The sequence below is a fragment of the Ruegeria sp. AM2 genome (assembly GCF_056540685.1).
This window is the reverse complement of sequence record NZ_JBQFXE010000006.1, coordinates 101,864-125,921: the sequence shown is the minus strand read 5'-3', so window position 1 is coordinate 125,921 and position 24,058 is coordinate 101,864. Positions and strand designations below refer to the sequence as shown.

25 protein-coding genes and 1 pseudogene are annotated in these 24,058 nt (G+C 53.5%); 14 read left to right on the top strand and 12 right to left on the bottom strand.

The genetic code is table 11. The annotated features are described in order from the left end of the window. Nucleotides 1-9: 9 nt before the first annotated feature. On the bottom strand, nt 10-1,053 hold the full coding sequence (locus tag ACR0CR_RS13295; protein ID WP_480599789.1) for an AraC family transcriptional regulator: 1,044 nt from the start codon (nt 1,051-1,053) through the stop codon (nt 10-12). A 102-nt stretch (nt 1,054-1,155) separates the two neighbouring features. Between ACR0CR_RS13295 and ACR0CR_RS13290 the strand changes: the two genes are divergently transcribed. Genes ACR0CR_RS13290 through ACR0CR_RS13270 form a run of 5 tightly spaced genes read left to right on the top strand, consistent with a single transcriptional unit; the run spans nt 1,156 to nt 5,601 of the window. Then, nucleotides 1,156-1,605, top strand: a complete 450-nt coding sequence (locus ACR0CR_RS13290; protein WP_480599788.1) for a hypothetical protein — start codon at nt 1,156-1,158, stop codon at nt 1,603-1,605. A 13-nt stretch (nt 1,606-1,618) separates the two neighbouring features. After that, nucleotides 1,619-2,047 (top strand): hypothetical protein, encoded by a 429-nt coding sequence (locus ACR0CR_RS13285; protein ID WP_480599787.1) that lies wholly within the window; start codon nt 1,619-1,621, stop codon nt 2,045-2,047. An 18-nt stretch (nt 2,048-2,065) separates the two neighbouring features. Further along, nucleotides 2,066-3,529, top strand: coding sequence for a coniferyl aldehyde dehydrogenase (locus ACR0CR_RS13280; protein WP_480599785.1), 1,464 nt, complete (start codon nt 2,066-2,068; stop codon nt 3,527-3,529). Between the two features lie 60 nt (nt 3,530-3,589). Continuing rightward, nucleotides 3,590-4,819, top strand: coding sequence for an NADH:flavin oxidoreductase/NADH oxidase family protein (locus ACR0CR_RS13275; RefSeq protein ID WP_480599783.1), 1,230 nt, complete (start codon nt 3,590-3,592; stop codon nt 4,817-4,819). A 44-nt stretch (nt 4,820-4,863) separates the two neighbouring features. Further along, complete coding sequence (locus ACR0CR_RS13270) at nt 4,864-5,601, top strand: SDR family oxidoreductase (protein ID WP_480599782.1); 738 nt, start codon at nt 4,864-4,866, stop codon at nt 5,599-5,601. Between the two features lie 422 nt (nt 5,602-6,023). Here the strand turns inward: ACR0CR_RS13270 and ACR0CR_RS13265 are convergent, their stop codons facing one another. Both ACR0CR_RS13265 and ACR0CR_RS13260 read right to left on the bottom strand, forming a co-directional pair. Beyond that, complete coding sequence (locus tag ACR0CR_RS13265) at nt 6,024-6,434, bottom strand: hypothetical protein (protein ID WP_480599780.1); 411 nt, start codon at nt 6,432-6,434, stop codon at nt 6,024-6,026. Between the two features lie 621 nt (nt 6,435-7,055). Continuing rightward, a complete protein-coding gene (locus ACR0CR_RS13260) occupies nt 7,056-7,436 on the bottom strand; it encodes a hypothetical protein (protein ID WP_480599779.1) in 381 nt (126 codons plus the stop codon). A gap of 72 nt (nt 7,437-7,508) precedes the next feature. Here ACR0CR_RS13260 and ACR0CR_RS13255 point away from each other — a divergent pair, with 72 nt between their 5' ends. The 3 genes from ACR0CR_RS13255 to ACR0CR_RS13245 are packed head-to-tail and all read left to right on the top strand — an operon-like array spanning nt 7,509 to nt 10,875. Further along, nucleotides 7,509-9,080 (top strand): recombinase family protein, encoded by a 1,572-nt coding sequence (locus ACR0CR_RS13255; RefSeq protein WP_480599873.1) that lies wholly within the window; start codon nt 7,509-7,511, stop codon nt 9,078-9,080. Next, the gene (locus tag ACR0CR_RS13250) at nt 9,080-9,979 is read left to right on the top strand and encodes a plasmid partitioning protein RepB C-terminal domain-containing protein (RefSeq protein ID WP_480599777.1); all 900 of its coding nucleotides are present in this window, start codon (nt 9,080-9,082) and stop codon (nt 9,977-9,979) included. The genes ACR0CR_RS13255 and ACR0CR_RS13250 overlap by 1 nt, the downstream gene beginning before the upstream one ends. Continuing rightward, nucleotides 9,976-10,875 carry a plasmid partitioning protein RepB C-terminal domain-containing protein gene (locus ACR0CR_RS13245; RefSeq protein ID WP_480599775.1) on the top strand — a complete coding sequence of 300 codons (900 nt, stop codon included), beginning with the start codon at nt 9,976-9,978 and terminating at the stop codon, nt 10,873-10,875. The genes ACR0CR_RS13250 and ACR0CR_RS13245 overlap by 4 nt, the downstream gene beginning before the upstream one ends. Nucleotides 10,876-11,300: 425 nt before the next feature. Here the strand turns inward: ACR0CR_RS13245 and ACR0CR_RS13240 are convergent, their stop codons facing one another. Beyond that, nucleotides 11,301-11,771 carry a MarR family winged helix-turn-helix transcriptional regulator gene (locus tag ACR0CR_RS13240; RefSeq protein WP_480599774.1) on the bottom strand — a complete coding sequence of 157 codons (471 nt, stop codon included), beginning with the start codon at nt 11,769-11,771 and terminating at the stop codon, nt 11,301-11,303. A gap of 103 nt (nt 11,772-11,874) precedes the next feature. Between ACR0CR_RS13240 and ACR0CR_RS13235 the strand changes: the two genes are divergently transcribed. Both ACR0CR_RS13235 and ACR0CR_RS13230 read left to right on the top strand, forming a co-directional pair. Further along, nucleotides 11,875-12,243 carry an antibiotic biosynthesis monooxygenase family protein gene (locus tag ACR0CR_RS13235; RefSeq protein WP_480599772.1) on the top strand — a complete coding sequence of 123 codons (369 nt, stop codon included), beginning with the start codon at nt 11,875-11,877 and terminating at the stop codon, nt 12,241-12,243. A gap of 37 nt (nt 12,244-12,280) precedes the next feature. Continuing rightward, the gene (locus tag ACR0CR_RS13230) at nt 12,281-12,724 is read left to right on the top strand and encodes a hypothetical protein (protein ID WP_480599770.1); all 444 of its coding nucleotides are present in this window, start codon (nt 12,281-12,283) and stop codon (nt 12,722-12,724) included. 268 nt (nt 12,725-12,992) lie between these two features. Here ACR0CR_RS13230 and ACR0CR_RS13225 read toward each other — a convergent pair whose 3' ends face one another. The 8 genes and pseudogenes from ACR0CR_RS13225 to ACR0CR_RS13190 all read right to left on the bottom strand — a co-directional run bounded on the left by ACR0CR_RS13225 (nt 12,993) and on the right by ACR0CR_RS13190 (nt 20,583). Then, nucleotides 12,993-13,934, bottom strand: a complete 942-nt coding sequence (locus ACR0CR_RS13225; protein ID WP_480599769.1) for a hypothetical protein — start codon at nt 13,932-13,934, stop codon at nt 12,993-12,995. Between the two features lie 175 nt (nt 13,935-14,109). After that, the gene (locus ACR0CR_RS13220) at nt 14,110-14,370 is read right to left on the bottom strand and encodes a hypothetical protein (RefSeq protein ID WP_480599767.1); all 261 of its coding nucleotides are present in this window, start codon (nt 14,368-14,370) and stop codon (nt 14,110-14,112) included. Between the two features lie 182 nt (nt 14,371-14,552). Further along, on the bottom strand, nt 14,553-16,427 hold the full coding sequence (locus ACR0CR_RS13215) for a TniQ family protein (protein ID WP_480599766.1): 1,875 nt from the start codon (nt 16,425-16,427) through the stop codon (nt 14,553-14,555). Further along, a complete protein-coding gene (locus tag ACR0CR_RS13210) occupies nt 16,417-17,466 on the bottom strand; it encodes a TniB family NTP-binding protein (protein ID WP_480599764.1) in 1,050 nt (349 codons plus the stop codon). The genes ACR0CR_RS13215 and ACR0CR_RS13210 overlap by 11 nt, the downstream gene beginning before the upstream one ends. Next, nucleotides 17,405-19,543, bottom strand: a complete 2,139-nt coding sequence (locus tag ACR0CR_RS13205; RefSeq protein ID WP_480599763.1) for a transposase — start codon at nt 19,541-19,543, stop codon at nt 17,405-17,407. Before ACR0CR_RS13205 ends, ACR0CR_RS13210 begins: the two co-directional genes overlap by 62 nt. Then, nucleotides 19,540-19,848, bottom strand: a complete 309-nt coding sequence (locus tag ACR0CR_RS13200) for a hypothetical protein (RefSeq protein WP_480599879.1) — start codon at nt 19,846-19,848, stop codon at nt 19,540-19,542. The genes ACR0CR_RS13205 and ACR0CR_RS13200 overlap by 4 nt, the downstream gene beginning before the upstream one ends. Nucleotides 19,849-19,881: 33 nt before the next feature. Further along, nucleotides 19,882-20,031: pseudogene (locus ACR0CR_RS13195) on the bottom strand (Tn7 transposase TnsA N-terminal domain-containing protein); the annotation flags it as partial. 471 nt (nt 20,032-20,502) lie between these two features. Then, nucleotides 20,503-20,583 (bottom strand): helix-turn-helix domain-containing protein, encoded by an 81-nt coding sequence (locus ACR0CR_RS13190; RefSeq protein ID WP_480599871.1) that lies wholly within the window; start codon nt 20,581-20,583, stop codon nt 20,503-20,505. 385 nt (nt 20,584-20,968) lie between these two features. Here ACR0CR_RS13190 and ACR0CR_RS13185 point away from each other — a divergent pair, with 385 nt between their 5' ends. The 4 genes from ACR0CR_RS13185 to ACR0CR_RS13170 all read left to right on the top strand — a co-directional run bounded on the left by ACR0CR_RS13185 (nt 20,969) and on the right by ACR0CR_RS13170 (nt 24,051). After that, the gene (locus ACR0CR_RS13185) at nt 20,969-21,493 is read left to right on the top strand and encodes a hypothetical protein (RefSeq protein WP_480599761.1); all 525 of its coding nucleotides are present in this window, start codon (nt 20,969-20,971) and stop codon (nt 21,491-21,493) included. Between the two features lie 238 nt (nt 21,494-21,731). Continuing rightward, complete coding sequence (locus tag ACR0CR_RS13180) at nt 21,732-22,106, top strand: hypothetical protein (RefSeq protein ID WP_480599760.1); 375 nt, start codon at nt 21,732-21,734, stop codon at nt 22,104-22,106. Next, on the top strand, nt 22,103-23,434 hold the full coding sequence (locus ACR0CR_RS13175) for a nucleoside 2-deoxyribosyltransferase (protein WP_480599758.1): 1,332 nt from the start codon (nt 22,103-22,105) through the stop codon (nt 23,432-23,434). Before ACR0CR_RS13180 ends, ACR0CR_RS13175 begins: the two co-directional genes overlap by 4 nt. Beyond that, nucleotides 23,431-24,051, top strand: a complete 621-nt coding sequence (locus ACR0CR_RS13170) for a 7-cyano-7-deazaguanine synthase (protein ID WP_480599756.1) — start codon at nt 23,431-23,433, stop codon at nt 24,049-24,051. The genes ACR0CR_RS13175 and ACR0CR_RS13170 overlap by 4 nt, the downstream gene beginning before the upstream one ends. The last annotated feature ends 7 nt before the right edge of the window (nt 24,052-24,058 follow it).

Below are 24,058 nucleotides of genomic sequence, written 5' to 3'. Positions count from 1 at the left end.
CTGCCACAGTTAGCCCGTCAGTTTGTTTTCTCCATAGCGCGACGAATGTTTCAAACTGCCCGGCGAGTACCCGTATTTCTTAGTAAAGGCCCTTACAAAGCTGGATGGCTCCGAGTAACCGGTTCTCCAAGCGACGGTTGAAACATCCAGGCCAGCCGTGCTGAGCAATTCGTGCCCGATTGCCAGTTTGGCCTCAGTGTGGATCTTTCTGAAACTGGTGCCCTCTTGAGCCAAGCGGCGGCGCAACGTGCGTTCACTGGTTCCGAGTTTTGACGCTATCGAAACGATTGTTGGATCGTTGTTCATCTCAAGAAGTGTCGCTTCGCGGACTTGAGCCGTCACTTCCGGAATATCAGAGTCCTCTAAATTCAACAGGCTCCGACACTGCCGCAGGCAACTCTCCATCGTGGCTGGGTTGTGCTGAGGTAACGGCAGATCCAACAGCTTGTTGGACAGCACAATGGCATTCCTGTCGCATCCCAGTCTGACGTTGACACCCAGCATGGACTTGATTGCTTCGGCGATCTTGGGGTCAACCAGTGTTGTTTCGAACGTTACTTTGGTCAAAGCAAACTCTGGAAGAAACTGCGACGTAAAGTTGTTGATGACAGAAAGGTGCCGTTCCAGAACAAAGCCCTCAACCGACTTCGGCAAGCCGCTGATATCCATGTTCAAAACCGGTGGGTCTACTAGCTCATTCAGCCGCAAACGGGCGATCAGAAAGGACAAATTCGCAAAATCTATCGCTGTTTTCATCCCCGCACGAAGCGTCGGACTGCTTAGTATTGCATAACCCCAGATTCCAAACACTTCGGGACGATATCTGCGTCCGATCTCGATTCCCATGCCCGGACGCCCCGGTGCGTATTTGATAAAGTTGGCAATTGCTGAAACTTCCTGCCCAAGAGTTACTGTTGCTTCGTTCTGATAAAGATCGAACGTCACAAGTCCGGTTCCTTCCAGACACTGTTCCGGAGTCACACCATAACTTGGCGCTTCTTCGCACAGAATGCGGATGCTTCCTGGGGACCGTTTCTGGGACTCATTTTGCATCTTCAGATGCTAACAACCGTGGCCGATAATGTCAAAAAGATGTCCGCTGCCATCATCGCATTTCGCCCCCCAAAACCCGAAATTAGGGGTCAGGAGGACATCATGCGATCACTCATTGCCATTCAGGAAGGTCAGATCTCACTCGAGCAGATCAAAGCGCTCGAGGAAGTCGTGCGCAAGCTTTATGCCGAGCATGTCTGCGAAGACAAGCTGACGATCATCTGGAACGTCGCCGCCAAGCAGCACACGATCACGGATCGCCGCTGGTCGCGTTCATCGACTGTCTCGATGGAAGTTCCGGACGGGTTCGAAACGCAGCGCCGTGAGGCCTTCATGCTGGAGGTTGACAGATGCTGGCGCAAGATCACCGGTCAGCACCCTGATCAGGTGTCCGTGGGCGCGTTCGATCAGTCCCGCTATGGGGATATTCTAAAGGGCAACCTGACGCGTTTATCGCCCTGGGGACGCTTCACTTATCTGTTCAAGCTGTTCTCGCGCGCAATGATCTCGAAGATGCGCCACGGCGTGCTGATCACGCAGTTCAATCAATAGGGGAGGAATTGAAATGCCGCTTTATACACTTGCATCCAAAAAACCCTTCCCCGAACAGATCCGCTTTGACATCGCGCAGGTCATCACTGACGTGCATTGTGGCCTGACCGGCGCGCCGTCCGAGTTCGTGAACGTGGTTTTCATGACCGGCTACAGCATGCGCCGCGGAACGACCCTGGGCGTGAACGGCAACGTTCGCATGGGCGGGGATCGGACTGCTGGCCTCTATGAAAAACTCAACGAGCAAATGCATTCCCGTATTTCCGAGGCCGCTCAGTTGGACAAAAGCAAGGTTCTGGTCACGCTGATCGGCATCGAATCCAATTGGGTGGTCGAGGGCGGAATGGTTCTGCCTTTCCCCGGCGACGAAGCCGATTGGTTGGAACGCAAGAACGCAACGCACGCCGCAATGGGGATCGGCCCCGTCACTGATTACGTTTGAATCCCGGAGGGTTTGACAATGTCTGCACCGCATCTGACACCCGTTTCATCGGAAACACCTGACCTCGAGGCTCTGCTTCTGGCGCAGAAAAAAGCCTATCTGGCTGATCCCATGCCTGACCGGGCGGCTCGGGTGCGGCGTCTGGACAAGCTGCACAACGCTCTGATCGACAACAAAGCGCGTATCATCGCAGCTGTCAGCAAGGATTTCTCGAACCGATCGGCGGCTGAAACCGAACTGGCCGAGATCATGCCGCTGCTGGATGGCATTGCCTTCTACCGCAAGCGCCTGCGCAAATTCATGAAGCCGCAGCGCCGTCACGCGCCGCTGACCCTGATGCCCGCCAGCATTCAGGTGCAGTATCAGCCCGTGGGCGTGGTCGGTATCGTGGTGCCTTGGAACTTTCCGATCTTTCTGGCCCTGTCGCCGCTGGTTGGTGCGCTGGCTGCGGGCAACCGCGCGATGCTGAAATCGTCGGAATTCGCACCGGCCTCGGGCGATCTGTTGAAAGAGATCATCGCGGACATCTTCTCTGAGGACGAAGTGACCGTTGTCACTGGTGGCGTCGAGGTCGCGACTGAGTTCACCAAGCTGCCCTTCGACCATCTGGTGTTCACCGGCTCGACTCAGGTCGGCAAGATCGTAATGAAGGCCGCCGCCGACAACCTGACGCCCGTCACGCTGGAACTGGGCGGCAAGTCACCGGTCATCATCCACAAGGACTTCCCGATCGAAGAAGCCGCCAGCCGGATCGCGTTCGGCAAGGGCATCAACGCCGGTCAGGTCTGCGTGTCGCCCGATTACATCCTGTGCCCGCGCGACAAGGTCAACGCCTTCTGCACCGCCTTTGCAGAGTCGATGAGCAAAGCGTATCCGACCCTGCGCGACAATCAGGACTATACGGCGATTATCACCGACCGTCAGAAGACCCGCCTTGAAGGGTATCTGAAAGACGCCGAGGAAAAAGGCGCCGAGCTGATCACTATCAACCCCAAAGGTGAGCATTTCAACGACACCCGCAAGATGCCGATGACCCTGATCCTGGGCGCGACCGATGAGATGCTGGTGCTGCGCGAAGAGATCTTTGGCCCGATCCTGCCGGTGATCCCTTACGACTCGATCGATGAGGCCGTGGTCTATGTCAACGATCGCCCGCGTCCGCTGGCCTTCTACTATTTCGACTGGGACAAGACCCGCGCCAACGACATTCTGGCCCGCACCCATGCGGGTGGTGCCTGCATCAACGACACCATGTCTCATGTGATGGCCGATGACATCCCGTTCGGCGGCATCGGCCCGTCGGGGATGGGGCACTATCACGGCGAAGAAGGCTTCCGCAATTTCTCGAAGGCCAAGGGCGTGGTCCGCAAGGGCCGGATCAACGCCACCGCCTTTGTTGCCCCGCCCTGGGACAACTTCATGTTCAACAGCCTGAAAAAGCTTCAGGCGATGCGCTTCAAGCGCCGCAAAATCAAGGAGTAAGACCCAATGGTTGCTGCTCAGAAAATTCAACCGACCGAAATGACTCAAGGAAACACGCAAATGGCAACGCTTGGGGATCCCCTGACGCTGAAATCAGGTACGGTTCTGCGCAACCGGATCTGCAAAGCTTCGATGAACGAAGCGCTGGCGACACCAGACGGTAAAGTGACACCAGCTCATGTATCGCTGTACGAGGCATGGGCCAATAGCGGCGCAAGCCTGCTGATCACCGGCAACATGATGGTTGACGGCAAGCACATGAACGAACCGCTGGTTGTTGACGCGCTGCTGGACACCAACATGGACCTGCTGCGCAAATGGGCCGCCACCGGCAAGCGCACCAACACCCACATCTGGCCGCAGTTGAACCACCCGGGCAAGCAGTCGCCCAAAATGGTCAACGACGCGCCGGTTGCGCCATCGGTCGTGCCGATCCCGAACGATATGTTCGCCCCTCCGCGCGAGTTGACTGATGCCGAGATCGAAGAGATCATCAACCGTTTCGCCGAAGCCGCCGCCCGTCTGGAAGAGGCAGGATTTACCGGCGTTCAGTTGCACGGCGCGCATGGCTATCTGATCGGCCAGTTCCTGTCGCCGCATCACAACCGCCGCGAAGACAAATGGGGCGGCAGCTTTGACAACCGTTTCCGCTTTGTCGAAGAAGTCTACAAACGTGTACGCGCCCGCACAGGCGACGATTTCAACGTTGGCATCAAGATCAACTCGTCCGACTTCCAGAAGGGCGGCTTCACCGAGGAAGACTCGATCGAAGTGGCCAAGCGTCTGGACGGCCTGGGCATCGACCTGATCGAAATCTCGGGCGGCAGCTGGGAAAACCCCGTGAACCGCAAGGGCAAGCAGGAAGTCAAAAAGGAAAGCACCCTCAAGCGCGAGGCGTATTTCCTTGAATATGCCGAAAAGGTCAAAAGCCAGATCTCGACCCCTCTGGTCGTGACCGGCGGCTTCCGGTCTTCCGAAGGCATGAGCGAAGCTCTGGCCACCGGCGCGTTGGACATGGCCGGTGTGGCGCGTCCCTTTGCCGTTGATCCCAAGTTCGGCACCCACGTGCTGCAGAACCCCAAGCACGTGTCGCATGTTGCGCCGATCCGCTCGGGCATCAAGAAGATCGACGCCATGGCGATCATGGAGATCAGCTGGTACACCATGCAGATCGAACGCATCTCGCAGGGCAAGAAGGTGCAGACAAAGGCGGACGGCGTGTGGCCGGCGCTGCGGGTAATGTACCGGTTTTGGAAAAACGGTAAGGCCGTCAAAAAGGTCCGCGCGTGATCTGACGAAAACCGCGGACGAACACCCGATCAGGAGGACAGCACATGCAGAACCCAAACGGAGCTTGCTTGATTATCGGAGCCGGAGATGACACCGGCTCTGCTATCGCCCGAGCATTCGCACGCGATGGGTTAACTGCTTGTGTTGTTCGTCGTGATCGCCACGCGGCCGCCCTCGAAACACTTGCGGAATCCATCCGGGCGGAGGGCCACCAGGCCCGCGCCTATCCCGCCGATGCACGCGATGAGACCGAGATGCACAACCTGGTCGCAAAGATCGAAGAAGAGGTCGGCCCAATCGAAGTGGCCGTCTTCAACATCGGGGCCAATGTGCGCTTTGGTATCACCGAAACCACACCGCGCGTTTATCGCAAGGTTTGGGAGATGGCCGCCTTTGCCGGGTTCCTGATGGGCCACGAGGTTGCCGCGCGAATGCTGCCGCGCGAACGCGGGACTATAATTTTCACCGGAGCCTCGGCCAGTATGCGCGGCAATGCCGGTTTCTCGGCCTTTTCCGGCGCCAAGCACGCGCTGCGCGCGCTTGCGCAATCCATGGCGCGCGAACTGGGACCCAAGAACATTCATGTTGCCCATACGGTCATCGACGGTGCCATTGACAGCGTCTTCATCCGCGAGAACTTCCCCGATGTGGATCAATTGCGCGAGGATGACCGTATCCTGAATCCCGAACACATCGCCCAGAACTACGTGATGCTGCACAAACAGCCCCGGACGGCATGGACGCACGAGTTGGACCTGCGCCCCTGGAAAGAAACCTGGTAACTGGAGCGGGCCATAACAGCTCAGGTAGACTTCATCTATGATTTCGGTAGTGTCCGTTGTCAGGGATTTTGGGACAGATGGCGGCCTAAGCTAAGAGAGAGTCTGGCTGGTTTGATTATGCGGCGGATTTGCGGTGAAGCAGGCGCCGGGTTTCAATGGTCTTCTGTTTGATCCTTTCTCTTTGTTTTGAATGTCTGACGTCAGCGTCTTTGGGACAGTTTACGCGCATCCAGACCATCTTACGCAAGCCTCGAACGAAACGCAGGGACATTGGGAAGCTGGCGAGGCCGCACTTGGTATCATGTGGGGGTCTCGTGGAGCGCCAATGTGCCTTCGGAAACTCGGTTGATTTCCGCGAGTGCCTGTTTGACCTTGGACGCAATCGCTTGAAAGTCGCCGTATTGTTTAACGGTCGCATCTTTCTAGGTTGGGGTTTTGACATGCAGCGCGAGTTTTGTAAGTCCGTTCCATAGCTTTCTAAGTTTGTTGGGTGCAAAGCCGACTTGGGTGCCGACGGGAAGCCACTCCATCGCCTTGTAATCCTCGAGAGTTGGCGGAGGGGAACCTTCTGGCATGGGTTCCCGCGCGATAGATAACGTAAAGGTCTCGGCGGCATTGGCGTCAACCTCTTGAATGAGCGTCTTCACAATATCACTCGACTGCCATTTCTTCAGATCATCGTGTGAAATGTAGTCATGCGCTAAACGGAGACGTTCATAGCAAATTCTTTCGATAGCCAGACGGCACTCAAGGGCGGCATAAGTCACACTCGCTTCAGTATTTTCTTCGAGGAGTTTCTCAATCTGTAAAATTGTTGGTTTCAAATTGATCATCTAGTCCCCACGCGAGCGTTCATGGGTATCGATATTGACCAAGAATAGCTTTCAATTGAAGGCATGTTTCAGCGTTAGTTTCCGAGGACTGCGGATTTTCGGTCTGGCAATAGTCTGTTCGGACGTGCCGGGGCACTGCGTCCAGAGCTATTGGTAGACTTCGGCTCTTAACCATACCTCATTTGAGTAAGATGCAGAATTCGCCACCTTTGCCTGTTTGCCGTGCTATCTTACACACGTCCAAATAGCCTCGCAGAACATCTGCCCTCGTTTCGTCTGACACACTAGTCAAAAAGTCCAAATACCCCGCGCTTGGTAAGCATGGGGTATAAACAAAACTGCGCTGCGTCCGGGTGAGGCCGTGGGGTGGGGTGCGACATTCCGACTCAATCGGGTATCGGGCCGCAGAACCGGCAAGCGATTTGATTTTAGTGGCAGATCAGGGGCAGGAAAACACTGATGGGAATTTATTCAATGTTTTGAGCTGTCGGGCGACACATAGTTTTGCCATTCAACGACAGCTAAGCCATTGGTTTTGAGTCATTCGATTTTTCATGGGCGCACGGGTTTTGCCATTTGCGACTCAAAGGCTTTCCATCACGTTGGAGCAACCGAAAGAGTCTATTCTGGATTTTGATCGCCCTCATCGGCGCAAATCGTATCTAAATTACTCAAAATTCCGGCCAGTTCTTCTCTGACAAGTTTTAGCCGTGCTATCGACATCGCTTCGCTCCGTCCCGCCAATTCGAGTACAACCGCGAAAACTGTGTCTGAATGCTTCATCAATGCGATCAAGTTTTCGCCTGTTGGTCCGTATGAGCCAGATATCCAGTTCTTAGCCGTTCGTTCACTTGCTCCAGTCCACCGCATCGTTGATTTTGTAGCTCGCCCTGCCCCACCCAGTTCTTGAGAAAGAGCGTCGCTGATCGCCTCCCTGTATTCTGACGCCGAAACGCGCTCGTCGCACTTTCGATGAAACGTGTTGCCCTTTTTATGAAACATGTTTCCGGACCTCTCCCATTAGGATTGAGAAAGGAATCGCAGAGTTCCCGTACAGGTTTGCAAATTTGAGTGGTGGGAGCCGCAGCATTGAGTTGGCCGAAGAACAAGACAGACAGGGAAAACCGCCGGAACGCTGCACAGTACGTTCGCATGTCGACAGAGCATCAGCGCTACTCGACCGAAAACCAGGCCGACGCCATCCAGCGCTATGCCGATGAACGCGGCTACAAGATTATCCGAACCTATTCTGATGCAGGCAAAAGCGGATTGAGAATTCAAGGCCGTGCAGGCCTATCGCAATTGATCGACGACATCGAAACTGGCCAGACCGAATTCGGAACTGTTCTCGTTTACGATGTCAGCCGTTGGGGGCGCTTCCAGGACGCGGATGAAAGCGCCTACTACGAGTATATCTGCAAACGGGCGGGCATTTCGGTCGAGTATTGCGCGGAACAGTTCGAGAATGATGGCAGCCCAATGTCCACCGTCGTCAAAGGTTTAAAGCGGGCAATGGCAGGCGAATACAGTCGCGAGCTTTCGCAAAAGGTCTTTGCGGGGCAGCAGCGGCTGATCGAGTTGGGCTATCGACAAGGCGGCGCAGCTGGGTTCGGGTTGCGGCGGATGCTGATTGATGAAGCAGGACGTACCAAGGCCATTCTTTCGCGAGGTGAACACAAGAGTATTCAGACCGACCGGGTAACACTTGTTCCGGGTCCTGCCGATGAAATCGCAATAGTGAACCAGATCTTCTTGAGGTTTGTGAACGACGGTTGGTCTGAAGCTGAGATTGCGTCAGACCTGAACCAGCGCGGAATTCGAACCGATCTGGATCGGGATTGGTCACCAGCGGTTGTGCGTCAAATTCTGACCAACGAAAAATACATCGGGAATAATCTCTGGAACCGCAATTCCTTCAAACTCAAGAAACGCCATGTTCGGAACGATCCGGAAAATTGGGTTCGCGCTGTTGGTGCCTTTGAAGCAATCGTTGACGCCAACCTGTTCGACGCTGCCGGAGCAATTATTGCAGCCCGCTCGCATGTGCTGTCCGACGAAGAAATGCTAGATCGGCTTAAGGAGGTTTTGGAGGAAAACGGGTATCTCTCGGGCTTTGTCATCAATGAAGCGCCAAAGCTTCCATCCAGCGGGGCCTATCAGAACAGATTTGGTAGCCTGTTGCGCGCTTACAGCCTCGTCGGCTTCAAGCCTGACAGAGATTACCGGTACATTGAGATCAACAGACGTTTGCGCAGCCTGCACTCCGACATCATCCGGGACATCATCGCCGGAGTCGAAGCCGTTGGCGGAGATGTCGCTCGTGACCCCGATACAGATACCCTCATCATCAATGACGAGTTCACCGTTTCAATTGTCATTGCGCGCTGTCTTCAGACAGGCGCAGGTGCGTATCGTTGGAACATTCGTTTGAACACCGGTCAGCTCCCCGACTTGTCCATCGTCGTCAGGATGGGGCAGTCAAACAGAACGCCGCTCGACTACTACTTGCTGCCTACCTTTGACATGACCAAATCAAAGCTGCGCTTGGCGGAACACAACGGTTTGTCCCTTGATGCATTCCGCTTCGATAACCTGGCTCATTTCTTCGACATGGCCGCACGCACACCAATACTGGAGGCAGCGTGATGGACCATGCGCCGGTCGGACACACTGTTCTTGTTCCTGTCGATGCAATTACCGTCGTTAACCCGAGGCTCAGGAACAAAAAGGTGTTCGACGAAATTACCGCAAACATCGCGGAGCTTGGGTTGAAAAGGCCCATAACGGTTGCTGCGCGTAAGATTGAGGACGGAAGTGGTCCAGCATATGAATTGGTCTGCGGCCAAGGCCGTCTTGAGGCATTCAAGGTTCTTGGCCAATCTGAAATACCGGCGATCGTCATAGATGCCAGCAGCGAAGATTGCCTTGTTATGAGCCTGGTGGAAAACCTGGCGCGCAGGCATCACCATTCGCTGGACTTGCTCAGAGACATTGGGCGCCTCAAGGAAAGGGGTTACTCTGAAACTGAAGTCGCCGCCAAGACTCAGCTGTCCAAGAAGTATGTCCACGGCGTCATTAAACTTCTGGAAAGTCACGAACACCGCCTTCTGCGTGCAGTGGAGAGCGGTAAGATTCCGGTCAGTGTTGCCGTTGACATTGCAGACGCGGATGACGTCGGCGTGCAACGTGTTCTGAGGCAAGCTTATGAGAAAAAGCTTCTGCGCGGCGGCAGACTCCTGGCGGCCAAGCGTCTGGTTGAGGCGCGCCAGAAGCATGGCAAGGGCCGCGCGCCCACTGGCGAACGACCGCGTAAAAGCCTGTCGGTCGAAAGTCTGCTCAAGACCTATGAAAACGATGTCGAGAAAAAGAAATTGTTGCTGAGAAAAGCAAGTGCAACGCGCAGCGAACTGCTCTTTCTGACACAAGCGCTCAAGACCCTGATGACTGACGAAAACTTCGTCACTTTGCTTCGCGCCGAAGGGCTTACCAATCTGCCGAAGCAGGTTGCAGACCGGTTGGCGCAATCCGAGGAGGTGTCCGCATGACAGTGACCAGGAAAGAACGGACGGTTGTAGCTGCTTTTGAACAGGAGCTGGTGACACTCTCATTCGAGAACATCGCGCCGCTCTATGTGCTCACGCCGCAAAAGAAGGCCAGCATCAAGTTCAAACAGATCGCCGCATCAGTTCAGGAAATTGGCCTTGTTGAACCTATTGTTGTGTCCCGCGACCCGTACAACGCTGGTCAATTTACTTTGCTTGATGGGCATCTGCGCCTCGAGGTTTTGAAAGACCAGGGTCAGACACATGCGCGATGTCTTGTCTCCACGGACGATGAAGCCTTCACTTACAACAAACGCATCTCTCGTCTCGCTACCATTCAAGAGCACAAGATGATCCTGAGAGCCCTCTCTCTTGGCGTACCGGAGTCCCGTTTGGCGAGCGCGCTTAATGTCAACATCAAGACCCTGAAGCAAAAACGCCAGCTTTTGGATGGTATCTGCGATGAGGCGGCGGAACTGCTGAAAGACAAACAAGTGGCTTTGACCGGGTTTCAGATTCTGAAAAAGATGAAGCCAATCCGCCAGATTGAAGCGGCGCATCTCATGGTCGCCATGAATAAGTTCACGATCAACTATGCCCGATCGCTTCTGGCCGCGACACCCGAGCGCCAGTTGGTGTCAGCGGCAACGCCGAAAAAGATCAAAGGCATTTCGCGCGAACAGCTGGAGCTGATGGAGCGCGAGTCTGCCAATCTGGAACGCGAGGTCCGCCTTGTCGAAGACAGCTACGGTGCGGATCATCTCGATCTGGTCCTGACACGCGGGTTCATCGCGAAACTGATGCGCAGCGAGCAGATCACACGCTACCTTTCGCTGCACCATGACGCATTCTTACCCACATTTGAAAAGATCACGGAAAACGAGGCCTTCACATCCTGAACCTTCACGGCTGATTGGAATTGTTTTGGGGACCCGGACCCATCAAGCGCGGGGACCGCAGGAGACGCCGCACGGTGGGGCGGATCAAGCGCGGCGATGGGGAGGACGGCGACCCCGTCGGAGCCCATCATGCCGGGCCAGACGCCCGGCAGGTTTCTCGATGGTCTGCGCGTGTCTCCCGATACAGAGGCACGCGCAGACAACTTTTGGCTGAAATGCCTCACCATAACGAACTGCGAACGTCGTTGAAGCGGCATAATGTGAAGCGATATCTGGTTCAGTGGTTCTTTAATCTGCTTGTCAAAATGCTCCAGCAAATCAATGCGCTTGATAACGAGCATTGATAGCGCATGCAGATACCAACTGCGATGAGTCAGTCTCAATTGATGCTGCGATCTGTATTTGCATCAGCTTTGGGTCGGACTCTATTCTTGTCGTATTGAAGCTTCTTCGAGCCGTGTTTTGAGACGACCAATAACATTTTGCGCAGTGGCAATCTCATCTGGCGACAGGCCCTCCGACAGTTCATTCACCCATGGGATTTGTCTCGCAATCGCGGCTTCGTACAACTCCTGCCCCTTTCGAGTCATGACGACCAAGTGCGCCCGCTTGTGGTGTGGGTTCGGCTGAAACTCCACTATGCCTTCTTTGCTCAATTCATTGATGATCCGTTGTACGCCCTGCCGATGAACGCCCATCGTCCGTGCATGCCAGGCAACGGATTCCGGTCGATCAGAATAGGCGATGGCGCCAAGGATCTGCCATCGAGCACTTGTCAGACCGAGTTCTGATACAAGGCGATCACCGGCAAGCTGCAATCGACCGTTCAGCCGAAACACATCCAGTATCAAGGCTGTCACGGCTTCTCCTTCTTCGGTCCTTTGCTCGTTGGGCATATCGACTCCTCATTTTATTTGACAACGTATTGTCATTGTGGTTGATGCCTCCTAAATATGACAACATGACACCAAATAGAAGTTGCTTGCAAGGAGTGCCGAAATGGTCAGTTTCAAGCCCCTCGACCCGGAGTTTCCCATTGAACGGCAATTGGACATCGACGCTGGACCCGTCGTTCTTATCAACCTCTTCACAGTCGATCCAAATGACCAAGCCGCCTTGGTTGAAGCTTGGAAGAGCGATGCCGAATGGATGAAGAAGCAGCCGGGTTACATCAGCACTCAACTGCATACAGCCATTGGCGATGGCAGCATGTACCTGAACTACGCCGTTTGGGAGTCTGTTGCGGACTTTCGCGTCGCGTTTTCCAACCCCGAGTTTCAGCAGCAGCTCAGCCACTATCCCTCGAGCGCTGTGACCGTCCCCCATCTGTTCGAGAAGGTTGCGGTGCCGAATTGCTGTACGGCCTGACGTAATCCTTTCCAAAAGCCAATTTGAGGGAACCGCTATGAAAACGAAGATTCACGCCATCGCGGGCAGCATCGGCTTTGTGATGATCCTCCTCTTCTGGACATCAACAGCCACTAGCGAACTCTTTGCGAGCTATGAGGCAGTCGCGACCGTCAAGGCATTGATCTTGAAAGGCATGTTCATCCTCATCCCGGCAATGGCGATTGCTGGCGGATCGGGCATGGCAATGGGCCGGAAACGCAAAGATGCGCTGACGAAAGCCAAGAAAACCCGAATGCCTGTCATTGCGTTGAACGGCTTGCTGATCCTCGTACCAGCCGCCTGGTTTCTGGCTGGCAAAGCCGCTGCTGGCGAGTTTGACAGCACCTTTTACACAGTTCAGGTGATTGAGTTGATCGCTGGCGCAGCCAACCTCGCGATGATGGGATTGAACATTCGCGATGGTTTAAGGATGACCGGCAAAATTAAGCGCCTACACTGAAAGCTCGATTCTAATCCAAGTGTTAGCGAAATTGCCGACATTCGAGCGAAGGCGAGGAATTGGTGCATTGTTGCGCCAAGAGGATATCAAGATTCACCCAACACAATGTCGGCCTACTGGTCGCTTAGAACAACCAAAGCTTGAAAGTGCTAACCATAACAAACCGCGAACGTCGTTGAAGCGGTTTTATGTGAAGCGATCTCTGGTTGAGTGACGGCCATTCATTGGAATTAGTACTGAACCCTTTCCCGCCAGACAACAACCATCGTCACTTCACCTTCTTGGAACTATCGACCATTACCTTTGCCAGCGCCGATGCCGTTTCGATCAACTTGGGGTCAAAATCGGCAGATTGCTGTTCCGAGAATACTGAACCACTGTCGATGTTCCAGTGCTGGAATGCTTCTTTGAGTTCTGACCAATCGCTGTTTGCGCCAAACGATTTGAGGTAGAACTCACCGAAGGATATTGCATGGCTCCGGTCGGCATTCCGTAACGACTCCACCATGTACGACTTGCCCAAGGTGAATGAGAATTTTGCAATGGCGATTATCAGACCCATCGAAATTAGGCCGAGCAAACCAACTTCCAGCAGGCTGTAGACGTTCGACTGAGCTTTGTTGACTTCCCCAAGCCGCCATAGGCTCAGGGCTACCCCCACCAAAAGAACAACACAGGCAAAAACGTACCACGTGTGAGCATAATTCCGATTGCGAGTTTCCCGCTCCTTCAAGTTCTTTTGGCTCTTTTCGATAAATTCCGCTGCACTTGCCTCAACGGCCTGCCTGAGCTCACTTTTTTGTCTCTGGCGATCAGTTCTGAATCTGAGCGCATTTCCGATTACTGTTCCAACTTCATCAAGATCGTGGCCTTCGCACCTTCTTCTCTCGAAACTGCTAACAATCTCGATGTCACCGTTTTCGATAAGCCGTATTTCTACTATCTCTAGAAGTCCAAGCTGAGAAAAATAGTCTTTAACTCTCTTAAATTCGTTCTCGGTGGCTCTTAAATCGCTAAAATCCTTTGGCGCTACAACTACCAGCACATCAACTTGGGAAATTGATTGATATATATCCTCATGGAAGTTGTTTGTGCCTGTTTCTTTGTAAATCGAAGATTGCACTCTGTGATTATGTTCCGAGAGCACCGCTTGAAGGTCGTCGCCGAATTGGGCGTCGTGGTCAGAAAAAAGGATGTAGACACGGGCCATATTTGAACCTTTGGAACCTAACAATTTTGGCAAAGACTATCTGTCCTTCTAAACCAGAGCCAGGCTTGCTGGGCAACCAAACCACCGATTATTTGTGCTAGGGCTTGTTGACTGGCGCCCTTGCAAAATGGGACTATGGAAACATCAACTGCACAAAACCCAAACCGCCGGTCAGCTATCCTTTGTCAAACTTCTGGATCACCTCCGGTGGCAGCATATGCCGGAAACACGGAGGCGTGTTTTGCCACGCCTCCTCGTCAGAGAAGGGCTCAGTTCTGACCAGCATTCGGTCGATATCTTCGCCCTCGGGTGGGTTCAGGTTTACGCCAAGAATCTTTAGAATTTCTCGCAACCTCGCTTGCCCCGCTGGTATCGAAACTGCGCCGCTGCGCTCCAGCTCGTGAACCTCAGCTTTGAGCTCTCGCGCGCTGGTCATTGGCACTCTTTGCTGAGGCTGGTTCCTATCCATTGCGAAAAAATCTAGCACCTTTTCCAGTTGGAGGATTTCCGATCGTCAGCAACGCGACCACTCTGTCTTGACCAGCCAGCTTGCATGCACCCACGATACCACAGTTTTGCATTTTTGTTGGTGCTTCCCTAGTCAATAAAACCGTGCAGTCACTCCGCAGTACGATCCGCACTTTGGGTTTCTTTGCTTGTTGGAACAACAAGTCCGATCTTGCGCAATCGCGCTTCCAATCCACGCCTCTTGTAGAGCCGACTGACACCTGGCGGCTTATCCAGTGGGTAAATGCCCCGGGCTTCGAGGTGACACCCAAATGGCCCGGGCGTTCTTCGGTATCGAAATGCCATGAGCCCCAGAGTGTCGTATGTCCACAGAAACCTCTCAATACTAGCCTCAGAAATAGCGGTGACCGATTGTCGGGATTTTGGACTGCGCAAACGTGCGGACATCACCAAATTCTGATCAATCAGATAGTTGATCGTCTGGTGGGTCACCCGCAGCTTTGTCGCAGCATCGGAACGCGTGATGCCGGGCATCACCAATTTGGGCAAAGCACAGCGAACTTCGTCGAGATCAATCGCAATACCATCAAGACCGGTGCGATCGGTGTCAGCAGAGACAGCCTTGAGCTTACCAGCCAAGATGAGCGCCAGAATCTCTGCCGATCGGCATCTCAATCGCTGCGCCACGTTCGCCAGAGGCAGTAGATTTGCGACACTGCCGGAGGTGTTGGCAGCACGGTCTGCCACCGAATTCATCAATGCCTGAAGTTTTGCGCGATCGTATTTTGGCCGATGATCCAGAGCATCAAGCTCTTGAGTTACCAAACGCAGCTCGCACAAATCCTGAAGCATCTTTTGTTTTGTATGGAGCATCTTCAAAGCTTCGGTGGCCGTTATCCGCCCTTGAATTTCGTCGGACATCGTAGCCACGTCCTTATGTTCGATTGCGCGCTTCAAAGATATGCCATCAACGCTCCCACCACGTTCAGCCAAGCCGTTGAAGATAAGGTATCGACTGATACGTTTGCGTTCCATTCCAAGCGTTTTGCAGGCCGCCTCGACAGTATAAACAGACCGTTTCGAACACGCGCGACCAAGTACCTCGTAACCATCCGGTACCGGGTAGTGCTCAAAGATGTACTCTCGCACGATGCGGCGGACAGGCTCCACTTCCTCCGGAAACGGGGTCTGACGCATCCATTCATAGAATGCACCAAGATCTGACTTCTGACGTATCGTTGATAGTGCCTGATCAGAGATCAACGTTCCCAACGTATTCACCAACCCGTCCTGACCAGATTTCAAGGCATCATACCCCACCTTCCCTGCTCGATGCATTTCCGCTTCCGTGGCCTTGCTGAGTTTGGCTAGTGGCCCCAAGAGCATCACAAACCCGAGCGTTTCGCAGAGTTTCGTAGCCGCATGAAGTGACAGACCATCCAGAAACGGATGCTGCCTTACCCCTTCCAATCGATCGAAGACATATTGTTCAAACTCGGATGGTTCGCGCGGCTCCGGGCCCTCCGAAGCAGCCCAAATCAAATTCCTGTTCTTCTTTGCTTGCCCGACGAAATCATAGGCGTTGATCGAATATTGTTCGGTCGGAAGCTGCAATAACCCCACTGAGTGCTTTGCACAGCAACGAATGGATGTCAGTTGCCAGTAGTAGCGGCGGTAAGCACCATTTTCACCGTGCTGTTCAACATCCTCGCGAAGGCACTTCGGGCAGACTTGCACACGCGTCCTGTAAAGTGTCCCCTTGGCGCATCGGTGCCCCCGGATCATGTAACGCCCGTTTCCGATTGTTTTTATGGACCATCGCGACAACAAATCAGGGTCTGCACCTCCGACCGCCGAAATACGTGCCAGAAGCGTTTCATCTCCACGAACATAATCGTGCCATTTGAACCCAAGATCGACGCAAAGAGTGGTTGGAGAACTGAGACCACAGTAACGGGTCAATCGTGACAAATATGACGTGGGAGTCTCAAAAGGATTCAGCGGAAATGCAAGCTTATGCTCCATGTTTGCCTCCACTCTCTGTCAACATTACATTGAAACTCACTGTCCCCATGACGGCACGCGGATCGATTGCGAGATAGTCTGAAGCCAGGAAGGGATTGAGCGCAGGGATACAGCCGGATTTACGCTGAAACGCGGTCACGAAATGTCCGATGCCAAGCTCAGCGTGACCGGCGAGCAACGCGTCCTCGACGCCTGCCAAAACGGTTTCAATGATCAAGCCAAATTCATTGGCCCCCGCATGAACCAGGCGCGCTCGAAAGTCGTTACTTTGAAGGTCTTTGCCAATTGCCAGCTCAGCCACTTGGCAATACCGCTCCAGCATCGTCGCGATCTCATTACTATGGGACGACACCGACACCGCCTTCAACTGAACAATACTCATCCGCCTCTTGAGCTGGTCATCTACATTGATCATGTCGATCACCTTTGGCATGCCTGACAAGATCAAACCGACCGGCCAGTCCTTGTTGTTCATCAGTGATTTGAGCGTATTCACGACCGCGTCACGCGCCATCGGACTGGTATTGGAATAGAGGTCTTGCGCCTCATCAAGATGCACAAAAAGAGTTCGGCGTTCCCTGAGCAAATGGCGAACCTGATCCCAGATGAATGCGGCAGGTTTGTCTCGCTGCAAAGGATACCCCAAGGCATGCAGCATTGAAGATCCAACGTACTTAAGCGTCGCGGGTGACGGGATCTGTAAGCTGACAATCTCGGCAACTGCATTTCTGTCATGAGGGTCAGTTTGGCCTGAGTACCTGCTGATCAACCTGTTTACGGCAGTGGTTTTGCCACTCCCTGACGCGCCCACAACCGCAATGCCTTTTGCTTCAAGATACGTGCCGAGAGACAAGACTGCACGACGACGGCGCAACAATCGGTCAAACTGCTCCTGAAGGTCCCGGTAGGGCTGATGCGTGATAAAACGCGTCCTCAGTTTAGCCAGTTGAATATCGACACTCTGAATGTCGGAATGATCAATCATCTTCCCAGCTCCAATCTTGTTGATCGCGCGCTTGGCTTTCGTTCGAACGGTCATCAGTCGTCAGCTCCTCGAAATTTTCTTCACCTTCTTCTGAGAGTGGGATCAGTCGACCAAACAGGTCTTTCTCGGGGGGAAGATCAAAGCCACCTGGATGTTCGGCCTCAATGCTCAGGCCTAGGAACAAATCATCATGCGCGTGCTGTAATCCTTGCGGTGTCAGACGGCAAAGGTGGTTGCCGAACCGGTCTTGTTCTTGTGCATTGATTTGAGAGATCCGCTTCAGCGCGCCCGCGACGACATCTTCATAAAGCGCGGCTTCACTTCGGTGTTTCAGTCTGAGTTCCAGTGCCGCCGCGCGCCAGTCTTCCAGAGAGACACCCTCAAAACATCGCTGCAACGCGATGGCCGCAAACCAATCTTTTCTGATACGAACCATAATCCAGCCCAGATCGATTGGATCAACACGGATATCGACTTCAGTGTCATGATCATGCAGGAAGAAATGCCGAAGGGCGGCGCAGGTATAATCAATACCAAATGCCGACACACCTTTTCCGGTGACGGTTCGGGTTAATTTGAGACCAAATGCCCGCTTGCGTGTTCGATCGCAAATGTCGGGTGCAACACCTTTTTCCGCCGACAAACGCTGCCAGCAATTCCGCGGCGTTTCGCCCTTCAGCCCTTTGTGCGGCTGGTTGTGATACACATCCACCACATACAAAACGAGCATCTGCATGAGAGCGTCGTCTGAAATAGATGCTACATCCTCTGACGGATAATCACCTCGGCTTTTGGGATTGCCGAAGGTTCTCCCGATCAGGCGCGGCATGAGCGCCGTGCCAAATGTCCCGAAAACCCGTTCCACCTTCCCACGAAGCTTGGGCACACCCGCAGTGGGCGTCTCCACATGGCCGCCTGCATCGTGAACGGCTGTGTGAAACACATCGTTTGCAAACGCAGCGCCTTGATCGGTCACGACGGAGACGAGGCCGCCACTTTGGTCCCAGCTACTCGAACAGCCCGCAGCTATGGCGAGTTGGCTTTTGTCGCGTGTGATGTCAGCCAAAGTGGCGATAGCATCCGCTGTATTCGGCTGGACTGCCAGTCGCATGCCGACAATGCACCGCGTGGCGCAATCAATAGCGACATACAGCCAACGACGTCCCCGTTCGATTTGCGCCAGCTCTTCAGGTGACAGGGAATCCAGCGCGCCTCTATCGGCCAGAATACCGATGAGATCGACGTTCCATTCATCTATCTTCACACGCTCAAGCGGGTATGTTGCATCCAATCCGTTTTTCCAGATCACCAAGTCGCGATTGGTCTCCGCCGCGCCGCGCCTCTGAACCCGAGTAAAATATGGATCGAGTGCCTTAATCGCCCTCTCTATCTTGCGCTTCGACGGTAGTCTAAGTTCAGCCTGGCCCGCGTTCTGACGTCGCTGGTTCTCTTCTTTAAAGCGCCTTTTACACTCATCGTAGACGATCTTCGCCGACACTTGCTGCTGCGTCAGGAACTCATTCAAGGCCTCCGCGATGATGCGCCGACCAACACCACAAAAACGGTCTGATCTGTTCCCGCACCGATGGTAGCGCGGGATCAGATTGAGAGGCGATTGGCCACCTTCTTCGTATTTTTTCAGCCATTTCCGGAGCGATGTGGCGCAAGGTGGCTTTCGGCGTGTTATCTCTCGCCCCGCTCTGGGACGCTTCCATTGGTACTGATTGACGACATCTTGCCGGTCAACGATTGCCATCATCAGCGGCAAGGCTGCTTCGATAGAGGTGTCAGTGCGGTTCACGCGGCCCTCGGTTTCGAGGGCATGGAAAGCCTGGCAATAGGCCAGCTTCCAAAGCACTTGGCCCCGCATACTCTCCGGGAGATCGCCGATGGCGTCGACATTGGCGTTTCTTCTTTGTTTGACCGCCTCCGGTCTAAAGTAGTCCCGCTCGAACACTGTTGTCGGGAGCTTCAAGGTTTCCCTCAGCTCAGCGTTGGAAAATATCCGTGTCCCAAATGCTGAATCCGTTCGTTCAAATACAGCCTCGACATCAGATTGCGCTTTGAACTGATAGCTGATGCCGTCAACGACAAGCCGATCGAAGCGCGATAGCCGCATAAATGCAGTCATGCTGCACCTCCCACAGTCACCAGCGTGTCCATGCCAATAGGTCGGGTAAGGTCAGCCACCAGCAGGCCATCATAGATTGCCAGGAAGACCGCTCGGAATCCCTTCCCACCTTTGGCAAGCTGACCACAAAGCGCACCTATCCGCGCTGGCAGCTCGACCGATGTCAAAAGCTCGCGAAGCTCAATTTCCGTCTGCCTACATCGATGCCACGAAAACTCGCAATACCGTTGGGCATTGATCGCTTCTCCGCGTTGAAAGTCTTGATCCGTAATCAGCACGACATCATCGGCAAATGTTTTGCGCATAGACCGCCGAACGTGCCGAAGTTCTCTCGCAAAGTTTCGCTTGAGTGCACGTTTGGCGGGCTTAACTGCAACCGCGAGCCGTCGCCCAGATCTGAGCTGAACCCAGAAATCAAAGACATGAGATCTGCGACGCCCTAGATGATCCGTATAGAAAACAGGAACCGGCTGCTCTCTGATATCCATAACATCCTTGTTGGCCAGGAACAGCCAAAGCACCCGCTGTTCGAGTTTGCTTTCATATTGGATGACGCGTGCATGATTGTCGGATGGCAGTCGCGCAAGGATTGCGCCCCGTGAACTGGCACGGGATCGTTTGGGTATGTCTCGCGTTGCGCGGCTTGGTAGTGGGGCACGGTCCCCGCCCTCAAAGTTATCGTCGATGTTGCTCATGTTACTTTTGGGGCGGTTTGCCATGCGTTGTGCAGCCCAAACCGCCGCCACCTTCTTCTGAGTGTCGAATTGCAAAACCAATCCATGTCCATCGCCCGTTCGAGCGATGAAGCGGTTGACTTTTGGGGTCACAAGAGGGAAGAAGATGTATCGGTTCGTTATCGATACTGATTGCAAAGGCCCTAGAGAGTTGCCGCTCTCGGGGCCTTACTCTTTTCCCTGACAGCTTGTGTTGCTGCTTAGGTTTTCACGGCTACGTCATTCTCAATCCTCCTCTGTTTGATACCGTTCAGGCCAAAGCTCCTCGGGTGACTTTCCGAGCTGTTCCGCGATAGCTTTCTGGATACGTCGCGATCTTCGTTATCCCTGAGACACGGTAGATACCGAACTGATGGAGAGCCCCAGCTCCCGGCTCAGTATGGCCAACGAGCTTCCAGAAATGCGCAGAGCGCATTTGATGCGTTCGTGTTTTTCAAGATCCACAACCAATGGAAGTGCCAAGCCAAGTCCTCCGACCGAGCCTTTCGTCCAATTGGTACTGCGAAACTCACCCAAAGCGCAATATTATTGTTTTTTTACAATATTTTACACTAAACTGCCTTGTTTCACCTGTTTTGGAAATCGCCTATTTTCTGAAAAAAGCGCCGTGATTGCGAAAAGCTGTTGCTGGCAACATCATCTTCCTCACGTTACAGTCACGACAACTTATTGATTTGGGGGAGATACCAGCATGTACAGCAAGGTTTTTCCCGTGAAAATGCGCTCCGGGCATGTCATTGCGGTGGCCACAGGCGACTGCGAGTGTGAAGTATACCGACCCGCGCAGATCAAACGGCTATATCGAAGAGACACCAACTTGCGTGAATTGGCCGAACGCTTTGGAGTTAGCCGGGTTCTTGTCCGCAAGTTGCTGAGACTCGCCAAGATCGACTACGTACTAGATCTCTATGGCCAGTATGAAACTGGCAAAACTTGCACAGAAATTGCTCGCGAAAACGGGATGAAAGTGGCGACGCTTACGGCCTTGTTCGCCGCAAGAAACCTAAGTGTGTCTCGAGGTCGAAAACGCCCGAATATTAAGATGACGGCAGCAGCTAGAATTTGGGCCGTTTGCCGTACAATCAACGAGTTTTCTCAGGCGCTCGATACGCACTGGACTACCGGCCGCAGGATTTTAGAGAATTTCGGGTTGATCGAAACGGTAAAGTCCGCTTCCTTCCGCCTGCGCAACAAGGCCCTCGAAGGCCCCACTTAGTGGACGTTAATAGAAATTCACGGCATCTCCCCAAAAAAACAGGCCGTGAGCCCCTTTAGGTCATCCCCAAGGCCTATCTGTGCACTGCGAACGCAGTTGGCAGGTCGCAGTCCAAACTAGACTACGCTCTACCACAACCGGCACGCCCTTCGAAACTACCTTAAATTGTGCCTTGCATTAGGAGATCGCCTAGTGAATTGATTGTGTTTAGGTACAAGATATTGATTTGAGGTTTAACATGGGCAGCACAGGATCAGGAAGTTTTTCAGACTACTCGGGAACCGGCAGCAAAGGCGGGGCCGGCGGCGGTGGATCAAGTGGCGAAGATCGCTGCAACAGAGCGTTTACCTGTGTTTTGGAAGAGGTCGAGCAGTGCGAGTATTTTGGTGCGAACCAGGATGTGCCTCCAGCCAATACTCCACTAGCATTGGAACTTCGCGGGCGGTTAATGGCTGTGGATGCAAATGGTTTAAGCGTTGGCGCGCTTCCAACACGTTTAAATTTTCTTGCTGATTGCATGAATGCTGGATTTGCCTACGACGGAAGGGTCGTTGCCTCAAATACAGGTGCCGTAGCTTCGGTGAACGTGGACTTCCTACCGCGTCAACCATGACTGTAGAGGATCATCTGCTCCTCATTGGGGAGATTTTCGTCGACTTCACTCTGCCCAAGGCGAACGCAGATAGCAAATTACGGCTGGGCGGCGTAGTTCACGCCGCACGTGGCTTATGGGCGGCGGAGCAGAGTTTCTCCGTTGCCGCAGTATGTCCTGCCTACTTGGTAGAAAACGCCCAAAAGTATCTAGAACATCTAGGATGCGCTGAATTCATTTGGTTAGCTGACGTAAAAGGCTCGCCCAATGTCATGGCGATAGGCGATCCGACTGAGATTTCCCATCAAGGGTACGAAGACATTCTCAGAGACGAAAAGTATGTTGAATTTCAGGCACAAAACGGAAGCTTGGCGCGATTCAACAAGTGCTTAGTTTTTCCCGGTAAGTTTGATTTACCTTTTTTGGCCGAACTACTCTCCGACGAAGCGGAGATCAGTTTTGATATCGCATACGACCTGTCGAACCCGAAAGCGTTGACTGCATTTAAAGGCCGTATCCTTGCGCTAATAACCTCCACGTCGTCCGATCTTTTTTTGGAGAATGCCGCAGACGACGTTACACGGCTAATAGATGACCTCCGGCCACTTTCTCCCAATTGTGTTTTGTTGAAAGAAAACCGAGGTGGCAGCCGTTTGTTCGATCTTGAGAGCAATACTATAGATGAGATTCCTGCATTGCTCGGGGAGACAGTCAACTCAGTTGGCGTTGGGGACGTGTACTCTGCAGTTTTCGTGTCGCTAGTCGGTCCCGATATTCGAGATGCGGCATGGAAAGCTGCGCGCGTTGCAACATGCTATGCCCAAACCACTTATCCAGATGACCTGAGAAGGGATACGGGGCGTAGCCTCGGGCTTTCTATCGATCAAATGCGTGGACTCGGTGGGACTGTTGTGCCTTGGCATGATCGCCAAAAGTTCCAAATCTACTTTGCAGCTCCGGACTTCACTTACGTTGACCGAACTTTCATAGATCAGGCTCTTGAGGCGCTTACCTATCATAACTTTAAAGTCAGGCGCCCTGTATTTGAGAATGGCGAACTCAAAAAGGGCAGCACTTTTGAGCAAATGCACCAAATGTTCACCTCTGACGTCACGATGCTCAAGGAGTGTAGTCTCGTATTTGCGCTGCCAGAGAAGCGTGACCCAGGCACCTTAGTTGAAATGGGATGGGCGATGGCCGCGGGCATCCCCGTCATTACATACGATCCGTTGAGGGAGAACACGAACACGATGGTGGTAGCGGGTAGTAACGCGTACTCGGACAACCTCGACATCTGCCTCAATGGGCTTTTCGATGCCATGTCCAACCTTAGAGCGTCCGACCAATGAAGCGCGCAATCGCTATGGTTTCAGGCGGGCTGGACTCGACCACTGTTTGTCACTTGCTCGTTAATCAGGGCACTGAAGTTCATCCCATGTTCTTCGACTACGGTCAGCATTGCGCAGAGACGGAATGGGAAAAAGTCAATGAAGTACTTCCGCCAGAAGTAATGGAACCCGAGAGAATCGATCTCTCAGACGTTTTCAAGGGTTCAACGTCGCGAATGATTGTCGAGGCAGACCTATGGGCCGAAGAGGTGGCGGATGATGATCTATATATCCCATACCGAACGATGTTATTTTTTGCTTCCGCTGCGGCCCGCGCACAAACCCTTGGAATACTCGACGTCTATTCTGGTTTCATAAACAGCAATCACGCCAAAGAAATCGATTGCAGCACAGAGTTTATGAATGGCCTCGACGAACTGTCCGCTGGCGTTGGCGCGGTTAGATTTCACGCACCTTTCGGAACCAGTTCAAAGAGTGACGTCGTGCGCAAAGCCGTAGAGCTAGGCGTGCCGATTGGGCGTACATTCTCTTGCCAGGCATCAAGCTCATTTCCTTGTGGGGCTTGCCCGAACTGCGTAGAGAGGCTTAAAGCTCTCAACGAGGCTGGGGTTATGTGAATAGGGG

Coding starts and splice junctions, on each gene's coding strand:
- ACR0CR_RS13295 (WP_480599789.1), bottom strand. CDS start 1,053: ATGCAAAATGAGTCCCAGAAACGGTCCCCAGGAAGCATCCGCATTCTG.
- ACR0CR_RS13290 (WP_480599788.1), top strand. CDS start 1,156: ATGCGATCACTCATTGCCATTCAGGAAGGTCAGATCTCACTCGAGCAG.
- ACR0CR_RS13285 (WP_480599787.1), top strand. CDS start 1,619: ATGCCGCTTTATACACTTGCATCCAAAAAACCCTTCCCCGAACAGATC.
- ACR0CR_RS13280 (WP_480599785.1), top strand. CDS start 2,066: ATGTCTGCACCGCATCTGACACCCGTTTCATCGGAAACACCTGACCTC.
- ACR0CR_RS13275 (WP_480599783.1), top strand. CDS start 3,590: ATGGCAACGCTTGGGGATCCCCTGACGCTGAAATCAGGTACGGTTCTG.
- ACR0CR_RS13270 (WP_480599782.1), top strand. CDS start 4,864: ATGCAGAACCCAAACGGAGCTTGCTTGATTATCGGAGCCGGAGATGAC.
- ACR0CR_RS13265 (WP_480599780.1), bottom strand. CDS start 6,434: ATGATCAATTTGAAACCAACAATTTTACAGATTGAGAAACTCCTCGAA.
- ACR0CR_RS13260 (WP_480599779.1), bottom strand. CDS start 7,436: ATGTTTCATAAAAAGGGCAACACGTTTCATCGAAAGTGCGACGAGCGC.
- ACR0CR_RS13250 (WP_480599777.1), top strand. CDS start 9,080: ATGGACCATGCGCCGGTCGGACACACTGTTCTTGTTCCTGTCGATGCA.
- ACR0CR_RS13245 (WP_480599775.1), top strand. CDS start 9,976: ATGACAGTGACCAGGAAAGAACGGACGGTTGTAGCTGCTTTTGAACAG.
- ACR0CR_RS13240 (WP_480599774.1), bottom strand. CDS start 11,771: ATGCCCAACGAGCAAAGGACCGAAGAAGGAGAAGCCGTGACAGCCTTG.
- ACR0CR_RS13235 (WP_480599772.1), top strand. CDS start 11,875: ATGGTCAGTTTCAAGCCCCTCGACCCGGAGTTTCCCATTGAACGGCAA.
- ACR0CR_RS13230 (WP_480599770.1), top strand. CDS start 12,281: ATGAAAACGAAGATTCACGCCATCGCGGGCAGCATCGGCTTTGTGATG.
- ACR0CR_RS13225 (WP_480599769.1), bottom strand. CDS start 13,934: ATGGCCCGTGTCTACATCCTTTTTTCTGACCACGACGCCCAATTCGGC.
- ACR0CR_RS13220 (WP_480599767.1), bottom strand. CDS start 14,370: ATGACCAGCGCGCGAGAGCTCAAAGCTGAGGTTCACGAGCTGGAGCGC.
- ACR0CR_RS13215 (WP_480599766.1), bottom strand. CDS start 16,427: ATGGAGCATAAGCTTGCATTTCCGCTGAATCCTTTTGAGACTCCCACG.
- ACR0CR_RS13210 (WP_480599764.1), bottom strand. CDS start 17,466: ATGACCGTTCGAACGAAAGCCAAGCGCGCGATCAACAAGATTGGAGCT.
- ACR0CR_RS13205 (WP_480599763.1), bottom strand. CDS start 19,543: ATGACTGCATTTATGCGGCTATCGCGCTTCGATCGGCTTGTCGTTGAC.
- ACR0CR_RS13200 (WP_480599879.1), bottom strand. CDS start 19,848: ATGCGCAAAACATTTGCCGATGATGTCGTGCTGATTACGGATCAAGAC.
- ACR0CR_RS13185 (WP_480599761.1), top strand. CDS start 20,969: ATGTACAGCAAGGTTTTTCCCGTGAAAATGCGCTCCGGGCATGTCATT.
- ACR0CR_RS13180 (WP_480599760.1), top strand. CDS start 21,732: ATGGGCAGCACAGGATCAGGAAGTTTTTCAGACTACTCGGGAACCGGC.
- ACR0CR_RS13175 (WP_480599758.1), top strand. CDS start 22,103: ATGACTGTAGAGGATCATCTGCTCCTCATTGGGGAGATTTTCGTCGAC.
- ACR0CR_RS13170 (WP_480599756.1), top strand. CDS start 23,431: ATGAAGCGCGCAATCGCTATGGTTTCAGGCGGGCTGGACTCGACCACT.